Source organism: Vibrio sp. 1727, assembly GCF_033344415.1.
In the GTDB taxonomy this organism is placed as follows: Bacteria; Pseudomonadota; Gammaproteobacteria; order Enterobacterales; family Vibrionaceae; genus Vibrio; species Vibrio alginolyticus.
The window spans coordinates 20,256-37,396 of sequence record NZ_JAWPOT010000009.1 but is presented as its reverse complement, the minus strand read 5'-3'; the positions used below and the strand labels follow the sequence as shown (position 1 = coordinate 37,396).

Genomic DNA, 17,141 nt, shown 5'->3' with positions numbered 1-17,141 from the left:
TAATCAAGCCCGCTATGTTTAAGCGGGCTTTTTATTTTTCTTCGCATGAAGTGGTTATTGTTGCGTTAACACCATACGTGCATTCAGCGGTTGGATTGGGCGATTGTTTTTCCCCATTACTTCCGAAAAAGATTTTATCTGCTCAGGAGAAATAGTTTGTGCTTCTTTCATCACCAACCAACGCACACCTTCAGAGCATGGTGGTGTCGTTAGTGAGCCGTTAAAGCGGTAGTAGTCTTTATCACTTGGGATAAGGGCATCAGCATCAAATGGAACCTTGATGGTAACATCTTGATCTTTAGTTGGAATGTTAGCTAGCATCTTAGCTAGATCTGGGTTCGCGTCACCCAGTTTAAAGAACACCGCGACAACAGCTAGATGACCTACTTTGTCGGCATGCACAAAGTGTGCTTCTAGAGGGTATTCTTTACCGTCCACATGGTTTTCAGATGGCGTATGGAAGTGGAACTGTTTCAACGTAAACTCTTTACCATCAATGGTGAGTGTGTTTTTACCTTCTAAACCAGTCTGTAAAGTGTGACCGTTGTTCAGCAGTGAAATTGCCTTACCTTCGTAGTCGAAATTCAATTTTTCTAGCTTCGCTTCGGTCGCCGATTCAATGTTGATTGGGCTCTGGTTTTGACCTTTTGCGCACTCAGATGCAAACTCACCCCAATGAGCTGGCCCATGGTTTCCCTCGTAGCCCCAGCTTGCTGCATAAGCTGTTCCTGTAAATACCAGTGCCAAACCTAGTGTTGTTAGTGACTTCTTCATCATTTTCCTTATTTCTGAAAGTTAAATTCCGTGAGAATAAAGCCATACTAACCTCACAAAATTAAGCAGTGACAGAGTGAAAACTATGATTACAAAAGATTTTTGGAATAGAAGCCTCTAATGATGTAATTGACATGATGCTCAAAATTGAACGTCAACGATTATTGAATCGGTGTAAGTACCTGCAGGAGGGGTCGTTTGGCTGGTTAGTATCTGCGCGCGATAATTATAATTCTGTGGAGTGATACCATCCGGAATGGAGCCGCCAGTATCGACGTCACCGTGTTCACGACGTTCAGAACTGGTGCCTCCCCAGCGCTCCATCGTTGATGACTTATAGATTTCATACTCCAAATAGTGACCACTAGAAATCATTCGCCGCTGACCGCCGGACGCATTTAGGCCGTCATTCAAGCCAATGGAGAAGGAACTATTCTTGGTACAAGTTAACGATATAACCTGACTGACTGGCTCAAAACCGGCCACTAATGGGGACGAACCAAAATCAATATCTGGCGCCGTGATCATACAATCAGGGGTCACTTCCAACTCAACCGTAATCACGCTTTGAGCGCTGCCATTGGCGCGGCCAATGCATACCCCTAGAACCCCGATACCCTTACAGTAATCCCAAATCCAGGATACGGTGATTTGGTCTTTATAAGTCCCAGCAGAAAGATTACTGCCTACTCCCGTCCGAGCATAAAGCGGAAACTCAGCTTGAGTGCCAAACAACCCGAGTAAATCGAGTAACCCAATTTCAAAAAAATTGTAAGTTTGGCCGAATACATACTCTTGTGAAAGACCTGGATCGCCAAAAATCTGATAGCTGAGCTCCGAACTCGGATCATCCTCATTTAATAGCAAACCATTATTTATACTGTTAAACGTTGCTGATACGTAGTCGCCACTTAACAAAGACACAAGTGTAGAAAAGTCACACGTAATCCCCGCATGAGGCTGAGCTGAGCTTTGCTGCTGAGAGCTTGAAACAGTAAACGAAGAAACATTGCCAAACAAGATTAAAGGTGTTGCCGCCGTGAGCTGACAAGCCATTGTCGAGCACGAGAAAAAGAGAAGTAGGCTAGCAAGCCAGCGGCGCAAAATCATAGTGCGGTCTCTTCTTCGGCTTTGATACAAACCTGCTCAGGCAATGTTTGTATTTTTTGACTGTCACGCTGATACAACCCCTCAATAAACACTTTACATGGCGACTGTCCTTGAGGATAAAACTGAATATAGCGGCCTGGGTCAACGCCTTCAAAGTACGTAAAACCATCCCAACCAATTTGGCTTGTTAAGCCCGTTTCTGAGCGGCCATATGTACCAATCGGAAGGAACAAATGATTTTCGTCTACCACCGTCATGCTCAGTGCAATTTGTAGCTCTATTGGGAACTCTAACAGGTAGCCGTAGCCCGAATGTATCGAAGCAAACTGCTCTGTCGCAGAAAACGCAGCATTGGCAGGTAAATTAAGTGGATCGATTTCATATTTGGCGTTGTAATACGCCGTAGCCCAAGGAACAAGTAAGTAACCTTCATCGTCTGTCACTCCGACAATTTGATTTTCATATTTAACCGGAATACCTTCAAAACCACTGGTGCTCACCACAGCGAAGCTGTCATACACTTCATTCGCCGGGAATATTTCTCCATCCAATGTAGAGACCGAACCTGCCATTTCCGCAAAATAATCATAGTCGCCACTGGTGCCATTTAACCCCGCTCTGAACTGCGCCCATGACGCACGGTAGGTCAAATCAGCCTGTTTACGGTTTTCTGGGTGTTCGTTAATATCATGCGCTAAATTGACGCCCCATCCACCTCGTATTGGCGCAAGGCGGCTGTAACCCACTCGCCCTCGCACATCGCCATCGTCCTCTCTTTTCAGCGTTAGCCCCGAACTTCCCCCCAAAGAACTGAAAGGTAGAGAGAATTGAGCCAACGTAACACTCTGACCACCAATACTATGGTTGTAAGAAAGGGACATATTGATATTAAAAGGCAGAGCGTAGCTATAAGTAAGATTTAGGGTACGTGAATCTGAGTCGGATTGTTGAATATCAAAGTACCCACCAGAAAGTGAGCCCCAATCTCCCAAACGGACTCCCATATTGATTTGTGATAGATGGCGCGACGCGAGTGAAGCGTCCTTGCCTTCATCGAGCATTTCGTAATTTGGTAAATGAGATAAGGTATAAAAGTCGGCTTGTTCTACTTGAGTTCGAGCAGCGAAGCTAAACAGCCGAGACTGATAACTATAACCTAGCGCATATGAGGTAGATTGATCCTGAAAATCACTCACACGAAACGAGGCATCCACCGTACCCAAGTTGAAAGCATTGGTGACAAAGCCCAGCCCCGCAACGATCAGGTCATCTTTTGCTTCGGCTTGAGCTTCTAATGTTAACCAATCAGTCATGCCATGACGCAGAGCGGTAACCACGCCACCGTCTCCATAGTCGTTAGATGCATTACCGAAATTTTCTCTGATCGCACCAATACTCGCACTGTAAGATGTAAATCCGGTCTTGAGTAGCTCGGAAGAGAGAAAAAATGGGCTGGTCATGACCGTTTGCTTACCTTGAGCATCCGTTGCAATTACCGTTGCTTCCCCAGCACCAGAGAGCATTGGAATATCGTTAATAATGAAAGGACCGGGCCCAACATTCATTGAGTCAGTTTTAAAGCCATTGATAAACAAATCTAACGTAGTGGGCGCTGTGACCTCACCGTAAAATGCAGGTAACGGCGTCGTCACGACATCCGGACGCATAGAGAAATCATGCGACAACTGAATACCCGCCAGTCTTACTGGTTGGCTCCAAGATAAAGGGCGAACAATATAGTCCCCTACCTCCATACGAATTCGCTTCTCTTGATTGACGTACTCGTAACTCGTATCAAAACGAGTGTACTGGCTGCTTTGCTGGGACTGAACATCGCGATGAAAGTTAGATTTAAATATCCCGGTAGTAGAAAAAACGCCAAACTCAGAAAAGGCTCTGACTTCATGATTTATAGAAACCTCCTTTTGTCGGCTTTCGTTCTCGTACACACCAAATACGTTGTAGTTAAGCAGGCCACCACGCCCAAACTGAGCCGGGGAAAATCGCCCCATATCCTGCGCTGATAAATTCTGCATCGGTAACCAATTAGGCGGTACGTCAATTGCGAGTTGCAATGACGATTGCAAGTAACGCACGTTAACACCTGGGATAGACGTAACCTCAAGTCTCTCTTCGGTTCCAGGCAACGACTTGGCGGTAACCCCAACTGAAATGAGGTCCTCCCGGAGCAAAAAGAACTGATCGCCAACTCGCTCAACTTTCGCAACAAGCCCTGTTGCTCTTTGATTGATCACCAACTCCAGATTGAGGCTAATATTCTCAAACTTTTCTAAAGAGAAATTTTCAGGACTCGGTAGCTCAGAGAAATGGTTTGCTGAATTTGCACAAAGACCAATACTGCTCCACGTTACGCTAAGTAATACCAACCAAAAGAAAGCATTCATTGTATTAAATCTATTCATTATTGCTTCAATGGTATTTGGTAACGTTTACCTCCAATATTCGCGCTCAAACTCATAGGTCTGACATTACTATGGGGAATAGACCAAACCTTATACTGTTCAGGAAGAATATAGCCAGCTAGTCCATCGGAAATAACGACAGGATCTTTATTTGGTAGGTTCAATTGTAAATTCACTAAGCGAACATGGTGTTTTCCTGAATTTTTAATGTGAACAAAACGCTGATTATTTTTCTTAATAAACTGTGCCTGTAAATCACCCCATAATTCACTGTCACGGTTTGGTTTTTGAGTATCAGTCAGCCCTTTCCCGTAAATAAACAAAGGTATCGAGTAACGCATTCGGACTTTTACAGCGAGTTCATTTTCCGTCAATTCTGTTTGAGGGTTTTGAGTTGGCGGTAATTCATCTATGATCACTCGGTATGCATACTCCTTACCTGCAGAGGCCTCATCTTGGTTGATGATGCGGATTAACTGCTTTTCACCTGGTTCAATTTTGACAAACGGAGGGGTTGCAATTAACTGGCTTTGACTTGAATAACTATCTTCTCCTTCGTTTTGTTCCCACTTAAAAATTCTCACCTGTAAATAAGAATCAACACTGCCTTTATTTACCATCCAAAGTGATGTTGCATTACTCTCCTCTGATATTTTGGGGTAAATTGGCCAAATTAATAATGAGTTAGCGTTGGCATTTGAGAAAAAAACAAAAAGGAAGGCTATTAATAATAGTTTTTTGAGTATGAATTCCATTTCACCCCTCCAAAGTTCACTTACCACTCTAATGTCAGCGTAAGCGTATCCATATAAATTCCAGCCATTTCATTCCCATTTATTGTCGCCTTTGCCCAGATAGGAAACTGAATATTATCTGGGTCTTGGTCAGTATCGACGGAATATTGCGTGTCAATATCAAGCACCTGCGTGTAATTTAGATCCTGGAACAAAAAGTAATCTACCGTTGTCGCTTCTTCACTGTGCTTTAGCTTACGTACACCATCCGATGCATTCATCCCGCCATTTACGGAAACATTCATCGTAATACCCGGAGTACAGCTTAATGTGAGTGATGAACTGTAAGTGATGCTGCCTTGTACTTCCGTCGCGTAAACTGAAGAATGCTCACCAAAATCTAACGTGCCTATTTGCCCGGCTTGGGTTGCGCTTTCTTCTTGTACTGCGCCGTTAATCAAACAACCTGTATCTACGGTGGCAGACACCTGAAAAGTTTGTGTCGCATCAGCCAGCACAGTTAAAGAGCACAAACTCATCGCGACAAGTGAAAAGCCCCTAACAACCAGCGTCACGTTTTACCAGCTTAGCGTCACACTGATGGTATCGGAGTATGTGCCGGCAATGCTGCTCGTACCGTAAGCTTTCGCAAAAAGCTCAATAGTTTGCGATGTTGCACTAGTAAATTCAGACAGAGCTACCGTCCCGCCTTGTATAATTTGTGTGCTTCGGTCTGAGTCGGTAAACAACGTATAATCAATAAATTGCGCGCCATTTGACATCGCGTAGGTACCAACGGTCGCACTTGCATCATACAATCCGGTGCCCAATGTAAACGTCGGTGTCACACCGTTACTACAAAGCACTTCAATACCCGTCGCACTACCACCATTTACCACACCATCTTGTTCACTGAAGATTGCAGGCACGTCTCCAAAGGCAAGTGAGCCAAAGCCAACGCCAGAAGCTGCATCTACCGCATTATTTCCATTAATCACACAACCTTGTACAAGGTTAATTGAAACATCAATCGTACCGCTCACTGACGCTCCATTCGCTTGCCAACTAAATGAGGTTAAGAGCAGAGGCATCATCAGATAAAATCTTTTCATATAAAGCTCCATTTTTACATTCCACTGTATATCGGTAACCTTTTTATTAGTTATAGCTCAATTATGACAAACCAAATGCATATAAAATGTAAAACAATAAAAAGAAGCAGGATAAGGATAAAGACGAACGGAAAATAAAAACATTAAACTTAAAAATGACGATTTTTAAGCATGTAATGCTAAAAAATAACCACTAAAAACAAATGGTTATTATCTTATTCCAAATACAGAATTGACAATTAGTTAGAAGGTAGGGTGAAGTTGAGTGGAAAAAATCTAAAAAAAGTAGCAGAACGATACGAGAAGTTTAGAAAAGATTGGCGACCATTTCTTCCCGAAACAAAAATCTTCATGAAACAAAAATGCGCCCCAAAAAGGAGCGCATTTCTTACTTGAATAAGTTATTCCCAATCAAGAATAACTTTGCCTGACATACCGCTGCGCATTACATCGAAGCCTTCTTGGAAGTCATCAATCTTGTAGTGGTGCGTGATGATTGGCGATAGATCCAGACCAGATTGGATCAGTGAAGCCATCTTGTACCAAGTTTCGAACATTTCGCGACCGTAGATACCTTTGATCACCAAGCCTTTGAAGATAACTTGGTTCCAGTCGATACCCATGTCTGACGGTGGAATACCTAGTAGTGCAATGCGACCACCGTGGTTCATTGTGGTTAGCATTGAGTTGAATGCTGCTGGGTTACCAGACATTTCTAGACCAACGTCGAAGCCTTCTGTCATGCCTAGCTCAGCCATTACGTCTTCTAGCTTCTCTTCAGCCACGTTTACTGCGCGTGTTACACCCATCTTACGAGCAAGTTCTAGACGGTATTCGTTCACGTCTGTGATCACTACGTGGCGAGCACCAACGTGTTTAGCAACCGCTGCTGCCATGATACCGATTGGGCCAGCACCTGTGATAAGCACGTCTTCACCTACTAGGTCGAAAGAAAGTGCTGTGTGTACTGCGTTACCAAACGGGTCAAAGATAGACGCTAGATCGTCAGAGATGCCTTCAGGGATCTTGAACGCGTTGAACGCTGGGATAACTAGGTATTCTGCGAATGCACCTTCGCGGTTAACGCCCACACCAATCGTGTTACGGCATAGGTGAGTACGGCCGCCACGACAGTTACGACAATGACCACACGTGATGTGACCTTCGCCAGATACGCGGTCACCGATTTCAAAGCCACGAACTTCCTGACCAATCGCAACCACTTCACCCACGTATTCGTGACCAACAACCATAGGCACTGGAATTGTCTTTTGTGACCATTCGTCCCAGTTGTAGATGTGTACGTCTGTACCACAGATAGCGGTTTTCTTAATTTTGATCAGAATGTCGTTATGGCCAACTTCAGGTTTATCAACCTCAGTCATCCAGATGCCTTCTTCAGGCTTTAGCTTTGATAATGCTTTAATTTTCATAATGTAACCTTAATTAAAGGCCCTATTGTCTAAGGCCTAGAATCTTAAATAAGACCCATGTCCTTACCAACTTGGATGAACGCGTCGATTGCACGGTCTAGTTGCTCGCGAGAGTGCGCCGCAGACATTTGAGTACGGATACGTGCTTGACCTTTTGGTACTACAGGGAATGAGAAGCCGATTACGTAGATGCCTTTCTCCAGCGCACGCTCTGCAAATTCTGCTGCTACTTTTGCGTCGCCAAGCATGATTGGGATGATTGCGTGGTCAGCACCACCCATTGTGAAACCAGCGTCCTCCATACGAGTACGGAAGTGTGCTGCGTTTTCCCATAGACGATCACGTAGGTCACCGCTCTCTTCTAGTAGATCTAGAACGCGGATAGAAGCGCTTACGATTGCTGGTGCAACAGAGTTAGAGAATAGGTATGGACGAGAACGCTGACGTAGCCAGTCAATCACTTCCGCTTTACCAGATGTGTAACCGCCTGAAGCGCCGCCCATTGCTTTGCCTAGCGTACCAGTGATGATGTCGATACGGTCAACCACGTTGTGGTGCTCGTGCGTACCTGCACCTGTTTTGCCCATGAAGCCAACAGCGTGAGAGTCATCAACCATAGTCAATGCGCCGTACTTCTCTGCTAGGTCACAGATAGCCGGAAGGTTTGCTACTACGCCGTCCATTGAGAACACACCGTCCGTTACGATAAGAATGTGGCGAGCACCTGCTTCTTTCGCAGCGATCAGTTGTTGCTCTAGCTCTTCCATGTTGTTGTTTGAGTAGCGGAAACGCATCGCTTTACATAGACGAACACCATCGATGATTGACGCGTGGTTTAAAGCGTCAGAGATGATTGCGTCTTCTTTGCCTAGAATAGTTTCAAATAGGCCCGCGTTTGCGTCGAAACATGATGTGTAAAGAATCGTATCTTCTTTACCTAGGAACTTAGAAAGCTTCTGCTCAAGCTCTTTGTGGATGTCTTGCGTACCACAGATAAAACGTACTGAAGCCATACCAAAGCCGTGCTCGTCCATGCCTGCTTTACCCGCTTCGATAAGTGCCGGGTGGTTAGCAAGACCAAGGTAGTTGTTCGCACAGAAGTTTAGTACTTCTTCACCAGTAGAGATTTTAACAGCCGCTTGCTGTTGAGACGTAATGACACGCTCTGATTTGTAAAGGCCTTCCGCCTTTACTTCTTCGATTTGCTGCTGAATCTGTTGGTAGAATGCAGAAGACATTTGAAATTCCTTCCTAGTTATTTTGGCGAGTATTTACTCGTTTAGAATTAGGCTTAGCCTTTATGTGACGGGCGTCACGGGCTATCACTCATCAATTAATTGTAGTGTAATTCAAGGAAGGAGGAAGGATTATACCTTAAGGTGGAAAAGCATTAATGAATCCTAGGCATAAATTCAATTAATGCTTTTCTATGAGGTTGTTATAAAAGGAATTATAGCCAGGTAGGCTTAGCCAAAAGTGCTTCAAAGTCCTTAGCAGGTAATGGTCGGCTATAGTGGAAACCTTGTCCGAACTCACAGTTTAGGTTTTTCAGGTAATCCACATGACGCTGTTCTTCGATGCCTTCTGCGACGATCTTAAGATCCAGCGCTTTCGCCATTGCTATGATTACGTTCACAAGCTCGCGGTCTGAGTCGTTCTCGAACATATTTTGCATAAAGCTACGATCAATCTTTAAGCGGTCGAACGGAAACTTCTGCAAGTAACTCAGCGCAGAATAACCAGTACCAAAATCATCAATAGTAAGTTTGGTGCCTAACGCTCGTAAGTTATTAAGCATGTCTAATAGCTCAGAATCGTGATTGAAGAGGAGACTTTCTGTCACTTCAATATCGAACTTATCTGACGGAAGACCAGACTCCTCAAGGCTGTGTTTAATAAACGTAAGTAAGCGCTCGCAATACCTAAATTGAACACTAGAAAAGTTTACAGAAACAAACAACGGAGTCAGACTTTGCCATTGTGCCGCTTGTCGACACGCTTGTTGAATAGCAAACTCACCAATTTGATGAATTAAACCATTTTTCTCTGCAATAGAGATAAACTCTTCAGGGTTTACGAATCCGTACTTGTCATCATTCCAACGCATTAGCGCTTCTGCCCCTACGATTTTACCACTACTCAGCTCAATAATTGGCTGATAATACAGTTCTAATAACTGATTGGAGATCGCACTTCTCAGACGATTTTCCAGATCCAAATAGCGTTGCAAATCTTGGTTCATATTATGGTTATAAAAACAAAAGCCATCACGCCCATCTTGTTTCGCCCGATACATTGCCATATCTGCACATGCAAGAAGCTGCTCAGCGTTGTCTCCGTCATCCGGGAACACAGACATTCCGACGCTACTACTCAAGAAGAATTCATGGTTGTTCCAAACAAACGGATCGTTAAACGCCGAAAGTACACTTGAAGCAACTCGCTTTGCAGTATCATTATCAGGCAAATCAGGGATGACGAGTAAAAACTCATCCCCACCAATTCTCGCCAATAAGTCTGTTTTTCTCGCGACTTGATACAGTCGCTGAGCACTGAGTTTAAGGATTTCATCCCCAACAAAGTGTCCCATTGAATCGTTAATCTGCTTGAAGTGGTCTAAGTCGATGAACATCACCAAAACTTTAGACCCACTACGCGATGCCCTAATTAACTCCAAAGCCAATCGCTCGGAACCATAACTACGATTAGGCAAATTAGTTAATGTGTCATATTTAGCTTGGAAGGCGAGTTCTTTTTCAGACGCTTTTCGACGTTCAATTTCGTTCGTTAATTTTTTATTCTGTTGAGAAAGAATATCTTTACGCTTTTTTTCTTCCTCAAGCTTAATTTTCAATTCAATCCTATTATTGTTCGTGATGAATGCATAACATAAAGCAATGACGATCATAACGGCCAGAATACTCAAACCAATAATAAAGAGCCGTGATGTAAATATATCTCGTTCACTCAAAGGCTCGAACCACGCCATCAATTTAAAGTGATGTTTATCCACAGGCACTTCAAAGTAAATTTTTCCGTCTACAGCCTCAGAAACGAAATGGTTCTCATCCTTATTGTGAGAAGGTATTTTATTTATGGTATCCCATACAACCATTTCCACGTCTTTTATTTTTAGCACCATTCGGCTATAACTATCTTCGTGTTCTTGGTTAGTAAGTTGGTCAATAACAATATTCTTATTAAGATCGGCAATTAAAAAAGCAACAGGCTTTCCGGAGAACTTAACTTGCTTAATGACTTGAATGCGAACGTCATCATTGTATCGCGTCGCACAAACCTCTTCGGGATGCCCGTGTTGAGTCATTAAGGTTTGTATGTCCATTTTGTGCTCGGCAAGGTTTTCAGATCCAGTGGTGACAATGGTGACTCCATCACTGCCTACCAGCGTGAGCTTCTTATAGATTTGGCTGCTATTAATTAGCTTACTGTCTATCTTCTCATCGAAGCGACGCTTTAAATTAATTAGACTGGCACCTAATCCATACTCCATTGACATGCCAGAAGCTAAATTACCAAAGAATGTTTGTATTGTTTTATCTGTAGCTAGATTATCAACATCTTCACTCGCTATGGTAAATAAATTATCGAGTGTGCTTGCATAACTTTTAACTTTTAAATCTAGTTCTCTGTATTGAGATTCTTTTAACTTATTTTGACCTACGCTAGTCACAGTAATAAGCATAGCTAAGTAAATTGAAACTAATATTGCGCTTATTGTAATAAATCTTTTACTGGAAAATTTTTTAACGGCCTTATTCATCGGACTTTCTTTTTATCTTCTATAAAGTAATCGTTATAAAAGTAGTAAATAGATGGATAGTATTTTTTTACTAGTTTTTCGTATGAACCGTCTTTTTTTATCGAGTCTAAATAACGATCAAATGCTTTGCGTAATTCAGGGGAATTTTTACGGAATGCAACAGCCATTTTTTGATTTTCAGATATAGGGCCAATGACTTTTATTTCACCCGGCCATTTTTCGAGGGCAATTAGCGTATCCGCAACATCTAATAATGTGCTTTCCGCATCATTTTTCATTATCGCTGGAACCATCTCATTAAGGAGACGCGCCCCATCAGGTAATATAACTTTTGCACCTGTGTCATATAAGTCATAAAGGTTAGGATCCAAGCAAGAATGTTCTAAAGCTAACACTTCGCGACCATCGATCAGCTGCTTGACGTTTTTAACATCTTCATCGACCGACCCACTTGGTTTAATCGGGTTCAGACTAGAGTCGGATCTGGAAACCAACCATACACCTGAAGGAAAATAATCTTGTGAAAAATCGACAACCTCAGAGCGCCAATCAAGAATAGTAACGCCATTTGCGATCAAATCGCCTTCAATTGGAACACTTTCTCCGACAACAGCCTGCTTGTTGTGATATTGCACATTTTGCCCTGTCAACTTACCAACCACGTCGCTCCACTGTGCTGGAACATACTGGTACTGAACACCTAACGACTTGGCAAAACCTTTTATAATCTCTACATCCAAGCCAGTCAAAGTTTCCACTTCACCTTGTTCAATATAGGAGACAAAGTTAGCGTACGGGACACCAATGTGACGCAGTACACCGCGTTCACGGATTTGTTGTAAATCGTCTGACCAAGCGGCAGACGACGCAACAGAGGTAACCATGAGCGCCACCGTCGCTAAAGTTCTTTTGAATGTTATGACTGACATAATAATATCCTTACCTTTCACAAAGCGCCCAATAATGGGCGCTTGAGTGATAAACAACGATGTTAGAACGACGAGTAATACAAATTCGTCATCGCCACTACGAGCCCTTCCACATCTTGTTCGTCATGGAACAAATGCGTAGAGATACGCAGCGCGTAAGTATCAAAGTCATCATCCTTATGCAGCTTAAAGCTAGTCGTACGGATGATGTAACCATACTCTTCACGTAAACGATCTCGGAATTCCGTCAGTATCTCTTCATTAGTTACATCGGAGAACGGGTTAACCGTCGTTAAGCCACTGGTTAAGCCTTCCACGTTTGGTGAATACATTTTGGCTTGTGGTAAGTACTCTTGAAGCAAGGTTTTACATAAACTACCAAGGCTTACAACTCGCTCTTCGATACGGTCTCGACCAATCTCATCCCACATTTTGCAACTATCAACTAGTGCTTGTTTCGCAGGATAGTTATCGTTACCAATGTATTGCATTTGCAGCTGTTTACCCAGGTAATCAGCATGAGAAAGTGAGGAGTTGATCAACCATAACGGGTTCTCTCGGTCACTCCAATACTCATTCAAACGGTTACCGTTATCACGAACATACAGAATACCCGTCGCGCCCGGACCACACTGCCACTTATGACCAGATCCTGCATAGAAATCACAATCCATATCGTGGAAATCAAGGTCAAACATACCGACCGTATGCGCGCCATCAACAAGAGTAGGCACACCATACTCTTTTGCTAAAGCACAAATGGCTTTTGCTGGTAGCGCGGTTCCTGTTTTGTATGTGATATGAGAGAAAACAATTAGGCGAACGTTTTGATTCGCATCAAGCGCGTCTCGGAACGCTTGAATGTAATCTTGCTCAGAAACGTTTTCGGTACCAGTAAATACTGGTAGTTGAATTTCTACCACATCCACACCAAAACGATGTTTCGCTACGTTCATAGGTGATGTTGCAGCAATATGTTCATGGTGTGTCGTTAGAATCACATCACCTGGTTCAAAGTGTAAGCCATTAATGATCGAGCATAAGCCATCAGTAGTGTTGCGGCTGAGAATGATCTCTTCTGGGTTAGCACCAAAACCTGGTGCGACGTCTTTAACCATCTCTGAAACATAAGGCCAAGAGCCAAATTTGCCTTTCATATCCCAAGGATATTTAGCCACCAGCTTGTTGTTATGCTCGTAATCTTCAAGAACATGTTTTGGCATTGAACCTGTTGTACCAATGTTCATGTAAGTGGTTCGTTTGTCCAAAACGAACTGTCTTCGCACTTTACGCCAGAAGCGCTTATCGTGTTTTCTACCTAGCCCGCGGCTGCTCCAATCAATTTTCTGTTCTCGTGCTTGAGCTACGCCTGAGAAAGCGGAAGCACTCACACCAGCAACAACAGCTCCTGTTGCGCCTTTCAGAAAATTACGGCGGCTGCTATTAGTCTGAATAGATTCCTTGTCTTTCATCTTTTTCAATCCTTGTCGGAAATTAGCCATATTATTAATTTTAAGTGCGTAACTATCTGTTACTAAAACATTATTACCCATTACAATCAGAGTTTAATTTTTTCCTCTGCCATTAAGTGACTTTAGTTCCATTTTTTTATCTTATTTGATGATATAAGCAACAGTTTGACCACAAATCTATAAACAACAATGTTCACATTAATATATTCGTTAATTTGATTATTCTTTATTGCGGACAATTCCACCAAATTCTTTATAAAACAATTATGAGCTTTGTTATAAAGTCATTAAAAATTCAACTTTGCGTTAATTTAAAAATATTCAGGCTATTTTAAGATTGGCGTCTATTCTTTTTATATCTTAACGATCTCAACATGTTAAGACTAAATAAAAGAAAGCTGATTTCGGATCGAGATATCAGTTTAAGACCATAAAGTGATACACATCACTCTATGACATAAACTCACCGCTCAACAGACATAAGTAAAACAGGTTTTCACTAATATGTGCTTGAGCGTACACCCTAAAAGAAGGAGGTCCCATGTTAAAAGGATTGCTATGCATTTCAGTTGCATCCGCTCTTGTCGCCGCCCCTAACGCGCTAGCAAAAACGGTAGAAATGACTGCTCTCAACACCAATGAGAGCGCTGGTACCATTGAGATTTCACAAAGTGATTATGGCGTTGTTTTTACGCCCCAATTATCAGGTTTGTCAGAAGGTGTGCACGGTTTCCATGTTCACACTAATCCATCTTGCGATAGCATAGAAAAGGATGACAAAACCGTATTAGGCGGCGCAGCAGGTGGCCATTATGATCCTAACAACACAGGGAAGCATGGCTATCCTTGGACCGATGACAATCATTTAGGCGACTTGCCTCCACTCTATGTGGACATGGACGGCAATGCCAATCAGCCCGTTGTCGCGCCTCGCCTAAAATTATCGGATTTAAAAGGTCGAGCGTTAATGATCCATGCAGGTGGTGACAATCACTCCGATCACCCAAGTAAGCTAGGTGGTGGCGGCGCTCGCGTCGTATGTGGTGTTATTGAATAAACATTAACTTATGTCTCACACTTCTCTTTAGATTGCGAGAAGTGTGAACTTCTGTTGATACTGAGAGGAGGTTGCATTGGTCTCAAGGTAGCTGTGGTGAAGCATTAAGATCGATTGGACAATCTTCGTCCCGATCCCCAAAGAACCGCCCTCCGCTTCTTCCTCGATGTGATTGACGAAGGTAAAGTGGATACGCGACTTATCCTCACTCAAATGCGCTTGGCAATGCACTTCCGAGCCGATTGGGCTGTGGCGCACTGCATTTTCAAGCAGGTTCAATACCAACCTCTCCAATAGCCCCTTGTCACCCACAGTTTGGATTTCGCTATCGATATCCACTTTCAACACCACTTCTTTACGAGAAAACTGGCTCTGCATCGTTTCGGCACATTCTGCCATCAACACGCCAAGATCTACGGGGCGGTACTCGTAATTTGGCATTGGAGCTTCTTTGCGCGCAGCGTCTAACAAAGAATGTAATTGAGTTGAGAGCTTCTCACAATTTCGGAAAGCGACATCAATCAAAGGATCAGATTCCGGATGTTGCAAACGCCACGTTTCCAAATAGCCAAGCACACTCGATAACGGCGTTTTTAAATCATGACTAAGCTGCAACAAGCTTTGACGACGATGAGACGATTGATACTCCAACTGTAAAAACTGCTGCTGAATGTGCTTCGCCATCATCTGATAAGAGTGCGCAATCGGCACAAGCTCTGGCACTTGGTGAGTAAAATCAGGTTGCAGGCGGAAATCATGTTCAGCTTGCTGTTGAAGTTGCTTGGTCACGCGCTCAATCGGATTCAATAGGCTACGTTTGACCAGCACATAAGCTCCAAGAGCAAAGCCTAAAATGGACACTAAGACCAATCCTGCCAGCGCGATGTAAGGAGTATCGACTTGAGCATTGGCAATGGCGTCATGTCGGGTACTGCCAATCACCACGTAGAGATAACCGATCGTAGAGCCTAATTCTTCTATCGCGGCGACAGAAAAGACTTTGTGCTCACCACGATTACGTGGGTCTTCACCCAAAATAGGAAAAGGTTGGTCATTTAAGAATTGCTTAATGGGATTGAGATCCACCTTCCCCATGATCTCCGCCCCTTCCGGTGCTGCATGGGTGGTGATGTTACCTTGGCTATCGAGGAAGTAGATTTCAAAATCAGGGCCGATCAGCATGAGCGTGTGAAAAATCGACTTGAGCGCTTTCGGATTGTAATCCGTCCCGATCATCAGCGGGTTATCATCACGCATGTGGCTAGCTAGCTCTTTATGCAGGCTTTGTTTAGTGCGTAACTCGATGGTTTCTTTTTGCCAATTGTAAGTCAGTGCAATCACCACCGCCGCGAGGCAGAACCACAAGCTAGTAAATACTACCAAGCGAGATTTGAAGCTCATCCTATCGCCTCCTTAAACAGCGGTGTTTTTGCAACACCCGTGATGATTGAAAAATGACGGTGAAAACAACTGCAGACTTACTGTCTTGGCTTGATGTTTTGACTTACTTTCTTGCATTAGTGTCTTGGTTGAAACTTATACCCAACACCCCAAACAGTTTGAATGAAGTGATGATCAGAATCAGACAACGACAATTTGCTGCGTAAACGGTTAATGGTGCTACACACCGTGTGGTGATAACCAGAATGACTAGTGCTCCAAACGTGATCGAGCAATTCATCTTTACTGTAAACTCTGCCCGGACGAGTCGCGAGAAACTGCAGCAAAGTAAACTCTGTCGCGGTAAGAGTGACGTCTTTGTCGTTTAGGGATACTTGGTGCAACTCCGGAATGATTCTCAGCGGACCAAAATCCATCGCATCGTCGAGGACTTCATTTGCCACCTTTGCTTCTGCGGTTTGGCTGACTCTGCGTAACACGTTTCGCACTCGTGCTTGGAATTCTAATACGCTAAATGGCTTAGTGATGTAGTCATCAACGCCCGCTTCTAAACCGTCAACCTTGTCCATTTCACCGTCTCTGGCTGTCAGCATGAGCACTGGGCTCCAATCTTGTTGCTGACGCAAATAATGGCAAATGTCTAGACCATCACCATCTGGTAAACCTCGGTCAAGGATCAATAAATCAAAGGGTTGTTGCTGGTATTGCGTTTTAGCATCGGCGACATTTGTGGCTCGCGACACTTGGTGTCCTTGAAACTTGAGATGCATCTGAACCAGTTCTGCCAAATCATCGTCATCTTCCACCAACAAGATGTTCGCGACTAAATTGATTGCCTGTTGTTCCATGGTCCTTTCCTTGCCTTCGAGTATCCTCACTTTGCACATGACCGGAACAAATTAGAAATTCTTTCAA

The 17,141-nt window shown here is 43.5% G+C and carries 14 protein-coding genes; 1 reads left to right on the top strand and 13 read right to left on the bottom strand.

Going from position 1 to position 17,141, the window contains the following annotated elements:
* Nucleotides 1-54 precede the first annotated feature (54 nt).
* The 11 genes from R8O10_RS10505 to R8O10_RS10455 all read right to left on the bottom strand — a co-directional run bounded on the left by R8O10_RS10505 (nt 55) and on the right by R8O10_RS10455 (nt 13,768).
* Entirely contained in the window at nt 55-774 is a 720-nt protein-coding gene (locus R8O10_RS10505) for a carbonic anhydrase (RefSeq protein ID WP_005375106.1), read from the bottom strand.
* 141 nt (nt 775-915) lie between these two features.
* Complete coding sequence (locus R8O10_RS10500; protein WP_318191365.1) at nt 916-1,884, bottom strand: spore coat protein U domain-containing protein; 969 nt, start codon at nt 1,882-1,884, stop codon at nt 916-918.
* Complete coding sequence (locus R8O10_RS10495; RefSeq protein WP_412035162.1) at nt 1,881-4,307, bottom strand: fimbria/pilus outer membrane usher protein; 2,427 nt, start codon at nt 4,305-4,307, stop codon at nt 1,881-1,883. The genes R8O10_RS10500 and R8O10_RS10495 overlap by 4 nt, the downstream gene beginning before the upstream one ends.
* A complete protein-coding gene (locus R8O10_RS10490; RefSeq protein WP_054574910.1) occupies nt 4,307-5,062 on the bottom strand; it encodes a molecular chaperone in 756 nt (251 codons plus the stop codon). The genes R8O10_RS10495 and R8O10_RS10490 overlap by 1 nt, the downstream gene beginning before the upstream one ends.
* A gap of 20 nt (nt 5,063-5,082) precedes the next feature.
* Nucleotides 5,083-5,580 carry a spore coat U domain-containing protein gene (locus tag R8O10_RS10485; RefSeq protein WP_017820521.1) on the bottom strand — a complete coding sequence of 166 codons (498 nt, stop codon included), beginning with the start codon at nt 5,578-5,580 and terminating at the stop codon, nt 5,083-5,085.
* 39 nt (nt 5,581-5,619) lie between these two features.
* Nucleotides 5,620-6,165: a spore coat U domain-containing protein gene (locus tag R8O10_RS10480; protein WP_021035866.1), complete on the bottom strand. Its 546-nt coding sequence runs from the start codon at nt 6,163-6,165 to the stop codon at nt 5,620-5,622.
* 389 nt (nt 6,166-6,554) lie between these two features.
* A complete protein-coding gene (gene tdh, locus R8O10_RS10475; protein ID WP_005383983.1) occupies nt 6,555-7,586 on the bottom strand; it encodes an L-threonine 3-dehydrogenase in 1,032 nt (343 codons plus the stop codon).
* A gap of 44 nt (nt 7,587-7,630) precedes the next feature.
* Complete coding sequence (locus tag R8O10_RS10470; RefSeq protein WP_005375095.1) at nt 7,631-8,824, bottom strand: glycine C-acetyltransferase; 1,194 nt, start codon at nt 8,822-8,824, stop codon at nt 7,631-7,633.
* Between the two features lie 212 nt (nt 8,825-9,036).
* Nucleotides 9,037-11,367 carry a putative bifunctional diguanylate cyclase/phosphodiesterase gene (locus R8O10_RS10465; RefSeq protein WP_042521666.1) on the bottom strand — a complete coding sequence of 777 codons (2,331 nt, stop codon included), beginning with the start codon at nt 11,365-11,367 and terminating at the stop codon, nt 9,037-9,039.
* Complete coding sequence (locus R8O10_RS10460) at nt 11,364-12,296, bottom strand: transporter substrate-binding domain-containing protein (protein ID WP_225466218.1); 933 nt, start codon at nt 12,294-12,296, stop codon at nt 11,364-11,366. Before R8O10_RS10460 ends, R8O10_RS10465 begins: the two co-directional genes overlap by 4 nt.
* 62 nt (nt 12,297-12,358) lie before the next feature.
* Entirely contained in the window at nt 12,359-13,768 is a 1,410-nt protein-coding gene (locus R8O10_RS10455) for an aminotransferase class V-fold PLP-dependent enzyme (RefSeq protein WP_005375092.1), read from the bottom strand.
* Between the two features lie 541 nt (nt 13,769-14,309).
* On the opposite strand from R8O10_RS10455, the gene R8O10_RS10450 reads away from it, so the two are divergent.
* The gene (locus tag R8O10_RS10450) at nt 14,310-14,825 is read left to right on the top strand and encodes a superoxide dismutase family protein (RefSeq protein WP_158173229.1); all 516 of its coding nucleotides are present in this window, start codon (nt 14,310-14,312) and stop codon (nt 14,823-14,825) included.
* Between the two features lie 27 nt (nt 14,826-14,852).
* Here the strand turns inward: R8O10_RS10450 and R8O10_RS10445 are convergent, their stop codons facing one another.
* Nucleotides 14,853-16,226, bottom strand: a complete 1,374-nt coding sequence (locus R8O10_RS10445) for a HAMP domain-containing sensor histidine kinase (RefSeq protein WP_318191364.1) — start codon at nt 16,224-16,226, stop codon at nt 14,853-14,855.
* Between the two features lie 116 nt (nt 16,227-16,342).
* Complete coding sequence (locus tag R8O10_RS10440; protein WP_318191363.1) at nt 16,343-17,074, bottom strand: response regulator transcription factor; 732 nt, start codon at nt 17,072-17,074, stop codon at nt 16,343-16,345.
* Nucleotides 17,075-17,141: the final 67 nt, after the last annotated feature.

Bases quoted from the DNA above. Each gene is read 5' to 3' on its own strand.
- R8O10_RS10505 (WP_005375106.1), bottom strand. From the start codon at position 774: ATGAAGAAGTCACTAACAACACTAGGTTTGGCACTGGTATTTACAGGA.
- R8O10_RS10500 (WP_318191365.1), bottom strand. From the start codon at position 1,884: ATGATTTTGCGCCGCTGGCTTGCTAGCCTACTTCTCTTTTTCTCGTGC.
- R8O10_RS10495 (WP_412035162.1), bottom strand. From the start codon at position 4,307: ATGAATAGATTTAATACAATGAATGCTTTCTTTTGGTTGGTATTACTT.
- R8O10_RS10490 (WP_054574910.1), bottom strand. From the start codon at position 5,062: ATGGAATTCATACTCAAAAAACTATTATTAATAGCCTTCCTTTTTGTT.
- R8O10_RS10485 (WP_017820521.1), bottom strand. From the start codon at position 5,580: ATGAGTTTGTGCTCTTTAACTGTGCTGGCTGATGCGACACAAACTTTT.
- R8O10_RS10480 (WP_021035866.1), bottom strand. From the start codon at position 6,165: ATGGAGCTTTATATGAAAAGATTTTATCTGATGATGCCTCTGCTCTTA.
- tdh (WP_005383983.1), bottom strand. From the start codon at position 7,586: ATGAAAATTAAAGCATTATCAAAGCTAAAGCCTGAAGAAGGCATCTGG.
- R8O10_RS10470 (WP_005375095.1), bottom strand. From the start codon at position 8,824: ATGTCTTCTGCATTCTACCAACAGATTCAGCAGCAAATCGAAGAAGTA.
- R8O10_RS10465 (WP_042521666.1), bottom strand. From the start codon at position 11,367: ATGAATAAGGCCGTTAAAAAATTTTCCAGTAAAAGATTTATTACAATA.
- R8O10_RS10460 (WP_225466218.1), bottom strand. From the start codon at position 12,296: ATGTCAGTCATAACATTCAAAAGAACTTTAGCGACGGTGGCGCTCATG.
- R8O10_RS10455 (WP_005375092.1), bottom strand. From the start codon at position 13,768: ATGAAAGACAAGGAATCTATTCAGACTAATAGCAGCCGCCGTAATTTT.
- R8O10_RS10450 (WP_158173229.1), top strand. From the start codon at position 14,310: ATGTTAAAAGGATTGCTATGCATTTCAGTTGCATCCGCTCTTGTCGCC.
- R8O10_RS10445 (WP_318191364.1), bottom strand. From the start codon at position 16,226: ATGAGCTTCAAATCTCGCTTGGTAGTATTTACTAGCTTGTGGTTCTGC.
- R8O10_RS10440 (WP_318191363.1), bottom strand. From the start codon at position 17,074: ATGGAACAACAGGCAATCAATTTAGTCGCGAACATCTTGTTGGTGGAA.